At 43.0% G+C, this 13,918-nt stretch carries 11 protein-coding genes; all 11 read right to left on the bottom strand.

What is annotated here, in order from left to right:
* Window positions 1–8 precede the first annotated feature (8 nt).
* The 11 genes from tssK to tssE all read right to left on the bottom strand — a co-directional run bounded on the left by tssK (window position 9) and on the right by tssE (window position 13,917).
* Window positions 9–1,331, bottom strand: a complete 1,323-nt coding sequence (gene tssK, locus AKG98_RS02145) for a type VI secretion system baseplate subunit TssK (protein ID WP_067040633.1) — start codon at window positions 1,329–1,331, stop codon at window positions 9–11.
* 2 nt (window positions 1,332–1,333) lie between these two features.
* A complete protein-coding gene (gene tssJ / locus AKG98_RS02140) occupies window positions 1,334–1,807 on the bottom strand; it encodes a type VI secretion system lipoprotein TssJ (protein WP_067040631.1) in 474 nt (157 codons plus the stop codon).
* A 1-nt stretch (window position 1,808) separates the two neighbouring features.
* Window positions 1,809–2,831, bottom strand: coding sequence for a type VI secretion system-associated FHA domain protein (locus AKG98_RS02135; RefSeq protein ID WP_067040629.1), 1,023 nt, complete (start codon window positions 2,829–2,831; stop codon window positions 1,809–1,811).
* Window position 2,832: 1 nt separating this feature from the next.
* Window positions 2,833–3,486, bottom strand: coding sequence for an ABC transporter substrate-binding protein (locus AKG98_RS02130; protein ID WP_228140182.1), 654 nt, complete (start codon window positions 3,484–3,486; stop codon window positions 2,833–2,835).
* A 71-nt stretch (window positions 3,487–3,557) separates the two neighbouring features.
* Window positions 3,558–4,694: an ABC transporter substrate binding protein gene (locus tag AKG98_RS02125; protein WP_067040626.1), complete on the bottom strand. Its 1,137-nt coding sequence runs from the start codon at window positions 4,692–4,694 to the stop codon at window positions 3,558–3,560.
* The gene (locus AKG98_RS02120) at window positions 4,691–6,913 is read right to left on the bottom strand and encodes an MFS transporter (RefSeq protein WP_228140181.1); all 2,223 of its coding nucleotides are present in this window, start codon (window positions 6,911–6,913) and stop codon (window positions 4,691–4,693) included. Before AKG98_RS02120 ends, AKG98_RS02125 begins: the two co-directional genes overlap by 4 nt.
* A gap of 8 nt (window positions 6,914–6,921) precedes the next feature.
* Window positions 6,922–8,076 carry a D-alanine--D-alanine ligase gene (locus AKG98_RS02115; RefSeq protein ID WP_067040623.1) on the bottom strand — a complete coding sequence of 385 codons (1,155 nt, stop codon included), beginning with the start codon at window positions 8,074–8,076 and terminating at the stop codon, window positions 6,922–6,924.
* Window positions 8,077–8,137: 61 nt separating this feature from the next.
* Window positions 8,138–10,747: a type VI secretion system ATPase TssH gene (gene tssH, locus AKG98_RS02110; RefSeq protein WP_067040620.1), complete on the bottom strand. Its 2,610-nt coding sequence runs from the start codon at window positions 10,745–10,747 to the stop codon at window positions 8,138–8,140.
* A gap of 8 nt (window positions 10,748–10,755) precedes the next feature.
* Window positions 10,756–11,736: a type VI secretion system baseplate subunit TssG gene (locus AKG98_RS02105; protein ID WP_067040617.1), complete on the bottom strand. Its 981-nt coding sequence runs from the start codon at window positions 11,734–11,736 to the stop codon at window positions 10,756–10,758.
* On the bottom strand, window positions 11,718–13,502 hold the full coding sequence (tssF, locus tag AKG98_RS02100; RefSeq protein WP_067040615.1) for a type VI secretion system baseplate subunit TssF: 1,785 nt from the start codon (window positions 13,500–13,502) through the stop codon (window positions 11,718–11,720). The genes AKG98_RS02105 and tssF overlap by 19 nt, the downstream gene beginning before the upstream one ends.
* On the bottom strand, window positions 13,495–13,917 hold the full coding sequence (gene tssE / locus AKG98_RS02095) for a type VI secretion system baseplate subunit TssE (RefSeq protein WP_067040613.1): 423 nt from the start codon (window positions 13,915–13,917) through the stop codon (window positions 13,495–13,497). Before tssE ends, tssF begins: the two co-directional genes overlap by 8 nt.
* Window position 13,918 lies beyond the last annotated feature (1 nt).

The raw sequence follows: 13,918 nt of genomic DNA, 5'->3' as shown, positions 1-13,918 counted from the left end.
AGCGTCCCCTAACGAATTACGTACAATTCAATATCAACATCGCCAATGCGATTATCGACATGTAATGCTATCGGTTCGTCTTTCTTCACGAGCTGCTGCCACAAATCAGATTTCGTATCCAGCTCGAAATAGGCCACATCAGTGCGTGATTTTAATTCCGATGGCGCAATAGGTAACGCGCGTACTGGCACACCAGATAACGCATTTCGCACAAGTTCAGCAACCATGCTGTTACCTGCTAGCTTAACCGCGAGTGGGAATTGTTTACTTAACTGCACAGCACCTAACGGTGACGATACCACCAAAATAAATCGACCCGCATTATAAAGACTTGAGTCCTGTACTAACGTACGCAATAAACGACGCTTATCAAACAAGCTCTTATCCCAGACTAACGTAGTCACGCTATCGAGTTGAACTTCACGTAATAGCACGCGAATATCAGAGAACAAGGTTGAAAAAAGGCTATACAAACGGCCATTGTTCCAGCTGTCATATTCTTTCGGCATCTTAGTATCTAAGCCCTGCATTTCACCTGCCATTGACATACATTCTTGGTAAATTTCTTGCGGTGATGTGGTGCCACTATCAAGCCAATACTTAATATTTGGTAACCAACGACCTAAAGCCTGTAGCCATAAATAATCACGAATTAACGCTTGATAGCTTTTGTTAACAGAATCTACCTGTAAGCGTTGTGAAATGGTGCTCGCGCGGTATTTCATCTGTGCATACAGATCATTCACGTTATCTTTTAAGTATTCAGACACCGTGAAATAAAGTGACATTGGGATAAACGCACGGTTTAGCTCAATCCCGCCATCTGACTTATGTTCAGTGATATGCGCAATCGGGATCTGGGTATAATCCTGTAACTCTTCGCCTTCAAGCTTGAGTACGATATTTAATTCCGCTAACTCTAATTGCAACGCATCGGCATTATCTCGGGTCGTATCAAACACGTCGTAATCAGTGCGGTGGTAACGGCGATGAGGGTCATCTTTACTGCCTACATTCATCACACCAGATCGATAAATTGGCATCGCTAAATACACTAATTTATCCATGGCACCAGCAGGAATATCAAGTGCTAATCCATTACGAATATCAAAAGGAGTGCCATCAGGAAAAATACCTTTTGCACGCTTGATCCCAACTTTGCCAATATTAACTAATGAATAATCAAGTTCTAACTCAGCCAAACCGTGGCGCATTGGATTCATCAGGCTGCAATATTGTTTGGTAAACTCTTCAAAATAACGCTCTTGTTGTTGAAAATGTTGCGGGCTTAAAAACATCCCCTCAGACCAAACTACTTTTTTCTTATCCATTATTAATCCTCTTCACCTGTCACGGTAATGTTTACGCCGTCAATACTGATGTTTACAACAATCGAAAATCCAGATTGCACACTCAAAATTGCGGTACTTTTGGCTTCTCTGTAATTAGAAAAAGCCGCTACCACACCGACATATTTAATTTCGCTGTTTTGTGGCAGCTCGACCTTGTGTGTTTCGCTCGGTAAGATACTATCGAGCTGGCGTTTAGATAATAATCCCGCTTTTAACACACCTTGATCATCACGATACAAATCAATAAAGTTCGCCTGCGTAAATGCCTCACTGTCAGCCAATTGATAGATTCGAATCTCAAGGGGTGACGCTAAGCCATTTATATTAGGGTTAATGTTGTTTTCGGCCTCAATATTAACGACCACTTGTAATGGCGGTGCGTCTCGCCAAAACATCCAGCTGCTACAGCCACTTAAAAATAAAGTACACATCAAAAAGACAAACACACGTTGCATATTACTTGTCTCCCATTGACTGCTTAATCCGTAAACTTTCACTGAAATACGCTTTAAATTTCATCTGCCATTCTTTGTTCTCTTTTTGACGAGTAAAGTAGCGTTTATACATAGTCCAATAGTCCGCTTTTTTTTGCCAGAAACGCCGCGGCGCAAAGTCATCAAAGAAGCTTTCTAGCTCCGTCGGTGAAATATCTGACAGTAATCGTTCTAACGCCATTTCTGCTGATTGCACCATCAGATCATGCTGCTTAAGTTGTAACAGCATCAGTTGCTGTGATTCCAACGCAGAGTAACTAGATCGTGAACTCTTATCAGCAAACTGTTGGCCCTCATCAATCACTACAGACGCGGTATTAAGCATCTCATCACCAAAGGGATCATCAGAAAAACTATCATCATCCAACCAGGTATTTTGAAGCATCCCTTGCCCGCGTTTTTTTACAGGTTCATTCGCAATAAATGGGTCTGAAAATATGCCGTCCAACTCTTTTTTTGGATCAGTAAACACCCATTCTGGTACTGCAAGGTCATCTGACGACTCTGGTGCTGAATCTGCTTTGTCATTAACTGAATGAGCGTTAACGCGGGCAGTCGATAAGGCATCGCCAAACGGATCGTCATCCCAGCCACTCAGTAGTGACGACTTATCTGTACCTTGTGTTCCTGTTTGTTCCGACGCCTTTACAACCGCTTTATCGGGAGTGAAACAAGACACCATTAGGCGATATTGCCCCACATTAACCACGTCGCCATCGTTCAAGGTCGATTGATTATTTGAACCTAACGGTTTAGTCGCGCCATTTAAAAACACACCATTCGTGCTCACATCCATAATTTGATAACCACGGCTGCCGCGGTTAATTAACGCATGCGTACCCGAAATTTCTCTAGAGGCATCCGATAATTGCATCGTCATACCATAAGCACGACCAATGCTTCCTCCTTCATCGGGGAAATTGACTGTCCATTCTGGAATGGGTTCTCCATCAGGAGAGCTGATGATTCGTAATGATAACGGCATATTATTGACCCTCACACGCCACAACGGCTTGATTGAATTCATTGATAAATAAAGGATATTTCCTCGTGAACTTCTTCGAGAAATACACACCGAGTGGCGTCTCATTTACCATTGTTTTAGTTATTGCTCGATGGCTAATACCCAATTGATTAATCGCATTTTCCATCACCACATCATTCGCCAATACTGCACCTACTTCGCCTGACAGTAATAATTCAATAAGCACGGTAGCACGACGCGGTTTTTTCTCGACTCGGTAACCTTGTTTTTGTAACCATAACCACTTGTTCGAGCCAAATAATGCGGTCACTGGTACTTCTTTTTTAAACTGGGGACTCTTGGTATCAATCGCGTCAGACAAACTAAACCAACTCCATGTTTGGTTCATTAAAGGCGCGGAATACTCGGCATATTTATCGCGGGTATCATTCTTAGACGCGAGGAAAAGGCCATGTAGTTCCCCTACTTCCGTTAGAATCTGAGAACGGTCCCAGTCTGTCATCGTTATTTGATAAGGCTGTTTCATTACCTTTAAAATACATTTCAACTTCACAATCCCAAGCCCTTTCATTGCACCGTTTTCTTGGTATTGATAAGGACTCCACACTTGTGTCGCTAACAGTAATCGTTCCGGACGGATTTCACTTTTTGCCATAAATGCCCCTCCGAAAAACAAACTTAACACCAATGTTAAAGGCATTATTCTGCTTACGTTATGTATTACGTTCATTGACCGTCCTCCACAGACATTCCGTTAGAGCGGATCATTCTGCCTTCGATGTCATACACATCGCTGGCCATTTCCATTAGTTCGAATGGGATTGATTGGTTAATACGGGCCACTTGCCTAAAGCTAATTGAAATGTCAGGTGGCGAGATAACACCAACAGGAAGGTCTCCCACAACGGCCTCTTTTTTTAAAATTTGGATGCCATACAACGCCGCTTGTGTCGCATTATTCACAAAGCTAACACCAAACGACATTAACGCACTGGCTTTCGTCCCATTCACCACATCAGGCACCGCAGAAATCAACGCAAGTTGCTGTGAAAGTTGATTAATTTCATCCACGCGCGCGAGTAACGACGAGCTACCCGTTAACCAAAGCAAGGTATTATTCAGTTCTGGATCCGTTTTTTTAAGCCTCGTCATCGCAGTGTCCATCACTAACTTCAAACCCATAGCTGATTTCGATTCATCAACTACAATTGGCACAACAGTTAATCCCACTTTTTCAGCAAATTTTTTCATTGGCAAAAATTGCGTGAGATATGCACTCTGATTGGTACGTGAATACAAAATACCGATTTGCTTAAGCTGTGGATTAAAGCGTTGCATAATGCGAAGGGTTACATCTGTTAGTAGATTCAATGACGTGAATGCAAAATTGTTCCCCGTGCCTGCATAGTCATCTGTGAGGCCTAATAACACCGGATCTTTTGAATTAACAGAAACAACTGGCAATAAACCACCTTGATACACCTTGTGCACAGACACCGTCGCTTTAGAGCCTAAGGTATACACCAAGTCAACCTCATTCTCTGCACGATGAAGCAAATTCACTAACATGGCATTATCTACAGGTAAGCGTTTAACCACCCACTGCACTTGAGGTAATTGGGTACTGTATACATTTAACAGCGTTTTTAATGCCACATCATAAGACGATGCCTTGCGTGACACGATCACCAATATTTTAGACAATGAACGCGTAGGCACAAACGACACCCCTTCAGCGACAGACTCAGCACGCCAATGACTGGCGGCTTTAGGTTGCAACTCTTCGCCCAGCCATGTTGGCCATTCTGTTGCAGCATACGTTGGTAAACAACATGCAACCCAAATTAATAATATTCGGATCATACGTTTACCGCCTTAGATGTCTGTCTATCGAATACAGAAAACAACACCGCCATTACGACAAATACAATAGCCAGTGTTGTTAGCGTATAGTCTACGCCAACCCAGAATAATAATTGCCCAACAACAAGCGGCCCAGACACATGGCCCAGTCGTTCAAGGAAGCGATACGTCGCAGCAATAACTGAGTCTACCTCTTGTCTATCCGCCATCGCATTCACAACATGCGTCACAACCGGCGCATTAATAAGACCATGCGATAGCCCCATGCACATCATTGAAAGAGTAGTAAAGACAACAATCATCAGGCTGTCCTCCATTTCAAATGCAGTACCAAGGATAATGAGCGCGATCCCCGCAAGTAGGTTACCAACGCTCAATGCAAGCTTACTACTGCCTAACTTATCGACCCAAGGCCCAGCTTTGTGGCTCACCAACAACACCACTGCGGCATACGTCATCAACACTTGGCCGATGCTTTCCTTACTGATACCACGCTCCGCAAGCATTAACGGCACCGCAAAAGAAACGATACCAGTTAACGCCGCTTTAGTCGGAATACCCACCAATAACATGGTGCGAATAAACGCGGGCACTTTCATTAACCGCCAAGAATCTCGCATCATCATCGAGATATTATTTAACAACGAACCCGAGGCTTTCGTAGACGCTTTCATGCTCGGTAGTACAAAGCTAAATAACGTCATAACACCGCCAATTGCAGTCGCGATCATGAAGATAGTGCGGTCGCCAAAGTAGTTAGCTAAGAGTGCGCCAATCGCAGCGCCGGCAATAAACCCAGCATTAAAACAAAATACGATAATACCTGCGGCTTGGGTTTTATTTTTCTTATCACTAAAGCGTAAAATATAACCTTGCACCGAAATGAATACGAAGGCTTGGCCCACACCCGACACAACACGCGCAATCAATACACTCACAATACTACCTTCAGCGCTGACACTAAGGATCCCACTACCTAACGTCGACAAAAGCACGCCACATACAAGCACAGTGCGAATATCATAAGTTTCAATTAAACGTGCGGCAGGTAGTAAAGTTAAGGCAAAACCTAAAAAGTAGAGTGTGAAGAAAATAGCAGAAGTGCTTGCATCAAGCCCTGACGATTCTGCCAATGAGGTTAAGAACTGCGGCATGATTGGAGCCATTAAAGACTCCATCAGCACAGCACCTAAAAACAACGGTTTTAGACGTTCAAGCACTTGTTCTGATGAAGATTGATTTGCCTCGCCACCAAGTAAACGGATAAAGGCAAAACAGACCAAGCCACAAGCAAAAAATAAGATTGCGAAATTTTTTAATATTTTGGTTAACTGCCCTAGTACAACGCTTGATTGATAAGTAAGGTGCACCTCTGCAAATTCAGACGTCGTTAAACTATAATCTAACCACCCTGTACGCCCCAACATCGGTAGCATACTGCTTTGGTTATATTGAGAATTCGCAACTAACTCGGCATTTTTATACACAGCAATAGTTGCCACTTCAGGATTAGCTTTGCGGAAGTTATCCAACATGCCATCAATCCCCGTCACCATGCTCTGGTCAATATTATATTCCAGCACAGGGGCTAAACGGTGACTCACAATATCCGCTAATGATACGGCCTTATTGCGCAAACCATCATGATATAAGCTACCAACAAGTAGCACGACACTGATTGCCATACTAAAAAAAACCACGATAAAACTCGTTAAATACACTTTCCGACGCTGACTTCGAAGCACTGAAATAATAAATAAAACCAGTAAAAATGCAATCAACCACACCATAGGTTGAAAAACATCGGTCACGACTTCTTCTACTTTTTCAGGACTAAATGCAATTTTTACATAACCCACCTGCGTGAATTTATTGTTAAGTGGGATCGTAATGTAGTTATCATCGAGGATACTTTCTCCCGCATGATACAGTTCATCCTGACCAGCGAATAACGCTAACCCAGTAACCGATGAATTCGAGTTAACAATCGGCTGCAATACCAGATTTAGCCCTGCGATTTCAGGTAACGGCACACCCGAGTTGAGTATCTGTTCGATACCTAATTTAGCCGCTTGAGTTTGCGCTAAAATGGTGTCGGTTGATAATTCGCGATGACTTTTTAGCGCTTGTGCATAACCTACAACCAGTATAAGCAGTAATGACATTGTCATTACTGCTACACCAAACGTAAGCCGAAGATTATCGTTAACGGTTCTCACTGTCGCTCCTAAGCGCTTTTCAAACTGAAGAAGTCATCGTTAAAACAATGCGCTAACGATTCAGGGCGCTGTGCTTGTAAATACACCAAACGATTGAAAACCAAAGATTGGATCAGGTCTTGATAGCTCATGCCTTCATTATGAATATCGTGACAAACAATACTGAGTTTATCGCCTTCAGGACGTTTCAAATCTGGCTTTGGATTCGCTTCAAGGACATATAATTTACCCTTGCTGTCCATGCGTAAATCAACACGCACAAGCGTACCGAGTCCCAATTGCTGATAAATCTTATTACCCAAATCAATTAATGACTGGCGTAATTCAGGTTCATCTACTTTTAATAAACGATCACTGGTAATCGGTTTTACATCCATCGACGTAAAAATGGGTTCATCGTCTGCAAGTACACGTTCCGTCACCGAAAAGGCAAAAGGTGAATCTAACTGATTTAACTTGTCGTTTTTAAATATCACCGAACCTGCAACCGCGACCACAAACTCACGACCAGACAGATAAGGTTCAATCATGACGATATTATTCGTCGCGGCCTGCACTATTTTTACTTTACCAGCGAGGTCTGCACGATCAAACACCGGATAAACATGTATCGAGGCACGGCCAGAAACAGGTTTTACGATAAATCTGCCACCGAAATCAGCGTCCATTTCATCTAACGCCTCTTTATTCACCGCATCGGTAATGCACTCACCCAAACCAACGGTAATAAAGGGCGCAGTTGGAATCCCAGCTGCTTTTATTTCATGTTTGAACAAATGTTTGTTATCAAGTAAGCCAGCCGTCATTGGCGCATGACCAACATAAGGCACCCCCAACATTTCCAACATCGACGGTAAATGGCACATCGAATCAAAACCTTGAAGGCCACCACTATTGGTGATCACCAAATCAATCTTTAGCGCTTTTAAGCGTTGTGGCAAGTCCATATTTTCAGGTAATACATCAATATGTTGAAATCCCGACTCACGTAAAGCATCTGCAATATCATAAGCCACAGGCTGATATGTTTTTGTTGAACGCGGACTCAAATTCTTATAAATAAAGCTACCCGGCTGTGTTTTTTCGCCTCCATGCACAACGGCAATGTTAAGTGAACGTCGAATCCATTGGATTTGTTCGATTGTGAATGTGCTTTGTTCCAAAATATTCTCTTCTTACAAAAATTTAAACGAATGCGTGATTAATATTAATCACGCCTCTGAGTTACTTAATGGCGATGGCCACTGCACCATCTACAACACTGATATTGACGCTGGTGATGCTTTGCCCTTCACTTATTCTGGTGATACATTGCGTCGCCAGTTCTGGTACTAATCGACGATTAATGATTTGTTCAATGGCTCTCGCACCTGTTTCTGGCGAATTGTTTTGGCTCACTAAATAATCCACCAAGTCACTGTCATAACTGAACTCAGCGTTATAATAACCACTCACTCGTTTCTCAATTCGACGTAAAGAAAGACGCGCAATTTCAGCCATTTCAGTATCATTGAGAGGGAAATATGGCACCACGGTCGTACGACCAATAAAGGCAGGTTTAAAATACTGCTGTAAAACAGGCGAGATCGTCTGAGTCAAAGCCGATACATCTGGACGTTCGATCTGGCAGGCATCAACAACCGCACTATCTGCCGCATTAGATGTCATGATGATAAGCGTATTTCTAAAGTCAATTTCACGACCTTCACTGTCTGAAATAGTGCCCTTATCAAAGATTTGATAGAATATATCGTGAACGCCTGGATGTGCTTTTTCCATTTCATCAAGTAACAATACCGAGTAAGGATTTTTACGTACCGCTTCGGTTAACACACCACCTTTACCGTAACCAACATAACCAGCAGGCGAGCCAAGTAACATTGATACTTTGTGCTCTTCTTTAAATTCAGTCATATTGATGGTCGTGATATTTTTCTCACCACCGTAAAGCAGATCCGTTAATGCCAACGCTGTTTCTGTTTTTCCCACACCACTCGGTCCACACATTAAGAACACACCAACGGGTTTACGTGGGTCTGTTAATCCAGCGCGAGACATACGAATCGCTTTAGCTATTTCATGAATAGGGGCATGTTGCCCAATAACACGCTGTCCGAGTTCAGCTTCAAGATTAAGTAATCGTTTCACATCATCTTTCACCATGTTACCAACGGGAATCCCAGTCCATAACGCAATCACTTCAGCAATAGTCTGCTTATCAACCTGTGCCATCACCAAGGGTGACTCACCTTGAATGCTGCGCAGTTCCGTCATTTTTTCACTTAACAGTGCCTGCATTGGCGTATCTGCAACCTGTTCACCCGCAAGAAAACGTTCTGCAATAACATCCTGTAATCTTAAAATTTCAGTCACACATTCTTTTTCTAGATTCCAACGTGAATTTAACGCCTCGTATTCAGACTCCAGTTGATTACATTTCTGTGCAATAGCCACCAACTTTTCAGTGCCGTTCGCATACATCGCATCTTCATATGCAAACGAGGTGCGCTCATTGTGCGCATAACGGATTTGTTCAGCTAACCCATCTAATTGTTGCGGTAATGCGCTCTGGCTCAAGCCAATACGTGAACACGCCGTATCTAATAAACTAATCGCTTTATCAGGTAATTTACGTTCTGGTAAAAAGCGTACTGACAACTGAACCGCAGCTTCAATTGCTTCTTCCAATACCGTCACGTTATGGTGTTTTTGCAAACTGCCCGCAACACCTCGTAGCATTTGAATGGCATCTTCTTCACTCGGTTCACCCACAGCAACAAGCTGAAAACGACGAGTCAATGCGGCATCGCTTTCAAAATACTGCTTATACTCAGCCCACGTTGTTGCAGCAATCGTTCTGAACTCCCCACGTGCTAACGCGGGTTTTAATAAGTTGGCCGCATCATTTTGTCCTGCAGCACCACCAGCGCCAATTAACGTGTGAGCTTCATCAATGAACACAATAATTGGGCGTTCAGATTGCTTCACTTCCGTTAACACATCTTTCAAACGGTTTTCAAATTCACCTTTGATGCTTGCACCCGCTTGTAATAAAGACAGATCCAGCGTACGTAATTCCACATTCATCAATGACGGTGGTACATTACCATCAACAATTTGCTGTGCTAATCCTTCAACAATCGCGGTTTTACCCACACCCGGATCACCGACAAGGATCGGGCTATTTTGACGACGACGGCACAGAATATCAATCGATTGACGGATTTCAGGATTACGCCCTGAGATTGGATCTAATTCACCTTTACGTGCTGCTTCAGTTAAATTGTGCGTATATTTATCAAGTGCAACAGTACCCACAGACCCATTCGGAACCATGTCATTATGTTGTACTTCACCTGCGGTTGTTTGAGCACCTTGCTTTGTGGCAACACTTTTTAATGATTCAATCGATACCGTGTTCAACCATGTAGTCAATTCACCGTTGTATCCACCTTGTTCAATACGCTGCTTAAGTACGAGCAGTACGTGATAACCATTAATCGATGCGTTGCTGTGGTTAAGCGACGCCAATAACCAAGAATCTTTAAGCAGTTCAATCAACGACGGTGCAAGTGATGGCGAGCTGTCGTTACCACGTGCTAAACAATTTAAGTTACGGTTAAGCAAATCAATGATTTGTTCACGTTCGATACCGCTTTGCGATAACACGCCTTGCCAACCTGATTTTGACTCATTTAATAATTGATAAAACCAGTGTTCAACATCGACACTAAAATGTGTTCGAGCCATACAATCTGCAGCTGCCTGCTCGAGTGCGCTCTTTAATGTGGGCGTTAATCGCGTCACTAGTTTTTGTAATTCAACGTTAATCATGCAGTGTCCTACTTTAGTTTTAGTGGCATAACCACGTACTGTTGTGTTATTTCAGTCGATGCCAACCTCGCTGATTGGCTTAATCGCACACCACTACTCGCATCTCGTGTTAACTGACAAACCGGTAATTGTTGTCCAGCAACTTTCATTGCTAAGTTGATTTTAATATTCGAGCCCATGTAATGGCGAATAAATGCGTAGATGGCATCGTTCAACATTTTATTTTGATTGAGTTGTTCAAAGTCGTGATGATTGGGTTTCACTTTGACGTCAAGTTGTTGAAATGCGGTAACCGCACTTTTCCCAAGTAATGCGTCAAATCCCAACTGGTTGTTTTGCCCTGCTGCGCCTAAGCGTGTCAAACAGCACCCTAGTAGCGGCTGATATTCAATATCGCCATGATCTACTTCAAACTCATACCCAAAGTAATCCGCTAATAAGTGCTTGAGTGTTGTTAGACATGTCACCTTCAATCCCATTAACCCGGTGTATTGAATAAGGTGCCCTTGTGGTAATGCAGTATTAATACTCGTGTCACCCGCAAGGCTAGACAGCATCGTAGTGAGTGATTGGTGATGACGGTTCCAGCTAAACCGCTCTTCTTCCGCTTGGATAACGATGTTGTTCTTGATTTCGGTCTGACAATAAAGGCGGAAATAACGATTATTAAAGCCATCCAAAAAATCGACTAATGCGCTATTACCTTGCTCAAATAACTCACGTAACGCTTCGCTGTAGTTATAACGAGGCATGACCCCTTGACTGCCAGACAGCGCAGGCAAGTCACACGTAAAATGCCATGAATTGTCAGTGTATTGCTGAACTTCAACAATGTCTGATTGATGGTATGACGGCAGTAAATGCGTAATAAAATTAAGCTCAGGACGCACACCTAACTTAGCCGCATGGTGCTTCACTAACTGCATCGCCTGCGGTAATTCAAACTGATAAGGCGCGCAACGTAGCGAGCCTAATATAGATTTTTGCATCCGAGCCTCCGCGGGAAAACACGGTATTCGCCTTCCCGGCCATCAAGTAATATCACTACTTGTGTAAAGCTATTAAAACCAGAGAAATACGCAAAAAATCGATCCAATAATTGGGCTAGTAGCTCCACCCCACCAGCAAGACCCGTCGGGTTTATTGTCACGCTCAGTCGTGTGCCATTAGCAAAACAACTTTTCCCCGAAATACGCACAGGCGCAACAACATGCGCTTGCGATAAACCTTGAATGGATTCGATATAAGCACTATTTTTAGCACTCTTGTTATGATTATAAAGTTGCAGCATGATTTTTAATGCCGACACCGGATCATCGCTACCAAACAGGGCTTGGTAGTTAAAATGTAAGTGCGCCAACAACGGCCATGCGCCTTGCTCACCAGTGTTGATGTTAATTTGTTTTGTCGGGCGACGTAATAAGGTCAAATCCGCAGGTAAAGAAATAGAGTCGTGACAATGTAACTCACAAGACGTAGACAATTGACTCGCCGCGTTGCCATTTGTGCAAGTCGTCGAAATTAACCAAGTGTGGGCTGATTTATCAACATGACTATGGTCTAAATTTGCAACACGCAATGCACTCGACACCGACTGATCGCTCATATTTTCAGACTGCGATAACTGCCAGCGTAATCCTATTTCAGCACTGTTAAATTTTTCACCGTATAGCGGCGGTACATTTCGGTTTTTTTGTTCAGTTACGTCCGTCACATCATCAACCGAAAATAACTGCAACTGCGCCTGCCCGCCAACATCCAGCATGATTGGATACTGCGATTGGCTAAAATCGATACGTAATGGCTCTGCGGTGATTGGCTGCAAGTTAATGATAGGCGAACAGAATAAATTAAAATTATTAACACCTAAGCTACGCGCTAACTCCACTGGCATGTCGTCTAAAAAAAATTGGACTTTAAGTGTGTTGGTATTCGCATGTTGCAATGCAGACGATAACACTAACTTAATCGCATGAAATCGCTCTGCGAACATAAAAAATTCGGTTAATAACTTAAAGCCACCGAAACTACGTACACTATAAGGTAAGACGAATTCTTCATCTTCAAAACCAACCGGTAAAAGGGCGTCCGCCCCTAATAAAACAACGCTGTCGTCATATTGAATTGAGATCTGTTGGATCCCCGAAAACAAATGATCGTAAAGGCGCAATATTGTTGATGTTTCACCACGTAAAAATAACGATAATTCCGTCAGTTCCAAATCAGAAAACAGGATCGTTGGATCTGTCGTTGTTAATGTTAGTTCAAGCATCGCTTTCGCATGCTCAGCCCCTTTTGGTTTCTGAATATCAAAGGGAGCAATAGACGCTGAACAATCTGTTAAGCTGATCGGGTATAAATCAACATCTTGCGTTGTGCGGAACACCAAGGTGTCGGTATCCACATCATCAAGTCCTAAATGCGTACCGCGAGGCAGAGTGTACTTTGCAGTGACTTCTTCGTGAGGCTGCATTTTCACCATGCTATAAGCAGGCACAGGGCGTAGATAATGTGGAAATAAAAGTTGTAACAAGCTATCCGTTAACTGCGGGTAATCCTCATCTAGACGCTGCTGTAAACGTGCATTCAACAACGCCACGCTATCAATAAGACGTGTCACTTGCGGATCATCAATACTATCGCGACTGATCCCAAGTGACTTAGCTGCACCGGGATGACGTTGAGCAAAGTTACCTGCGTCTTGACGAATAAATGCTAACTCTTGTTCAAAATAACTTAATAATGATTCAGACAAAGTTAGTTTTCCTTACATCGACACTGCTTGTGGTGAAATCGAGGCTTGAATCAAAAACAACAAGCTCTTCACCAAACTCACTGACGATCACACCTTCGATTCTAAATTTCAGTTTATTCGTGACGACAGACTCTTCTTCCAGCTCAACATTAAGATCCTTGATACGGGGTTCGAATGCCGTAATTAACTGCTTAACATTTTCTAAAATATGTTCACTATTGGCTCTGTTCTGCCCTCTCACCGCATGGCTCATGCCAAGTAAAGCGATAGATTCACCGGTATATTTGGCAACATCATCGCCACCCCAAATGGGCGCTTTAGCAGAAAGTAATGACGCGATATTTTCAATAATGGCATCGCGAAGATCATCAATATTCGCCGTCCAATCACCTTTCATTTTTGCAAATAAGCTCATG

Source organism: Moritella sp. JT01 (assembly GCF_001574435.1).
Classification (GTDB): Bacteria; Pseudomonadota; Gammaproteobacteria; order Enterobacterales; family Moritellaceae; genus Moritella.
Note: the sequence above shows the minus strand (reverse complement) of the source record. Positions and strands in the feature narration are given on the sequence as shown.

What these genes read in the sequence shown, in the direction of transcription:
- tssK (WP_067040633.1), bottom strand. Translation starts at nt 1,331, where the DNA reads ATGGATAAGAAAAAAGTAGTTTGGTCTGAGGGGATGTTTTTAAGCCCG.
- tssJ (WP_067040631.1), bottom strand. Translation starts at nt 1,807, where the DNA reads ATGCAACGTGTGTTTGTCTTTTTGATGTGTACTTTATTTTTAAGTGGC.
- AKG98_RS02135 (WP_067040629.1), bottom strand. Translation starts at nt 2,831, where the DNA reads ATGCCGTTATCATTACGAATCATCAGCTCTCCTGATGGAGAACCCATT.
- AKG98_RS02130 (WP_228140182.1), bottom strand. Translation starts at nt 3,486, where the DNA reads ATGGCAAAAAGTGAAATCCGTCCGGAACGATTACTGTTAGCGACACAA.
- AKG98_RS02125 (WP_067040626.1), bottom strand. Translation starts at nt 4,694, where the DNA reads ATGATCCGAATATTATTAATTTGGGTTGCATGTTGTTTACCAACGTAT.
- tssH (WP_067040620.1), bottom strand. Translation starts at nt 10,747, where the DNA reads ATGATTAACGTTGAATTACAAAAACTAGTGACGCGATTAACGCCCACA.
- AKG98_RS02105 (WP_067040617.1), bottom strand. Translation starts at nt 11,736, where the DNA reads ATGCAAAAATCTATATTAGGCTCGCTACGTTGCGCGCCTTATCAGTTT.
- tssE (WP_067040613.1), bottom strand. Translation starts at nt 13,917, where the DNA reads ATGAGCTTATTTGCAAAAATGAAAGGTGATTGGACGGCGAATATTGAT.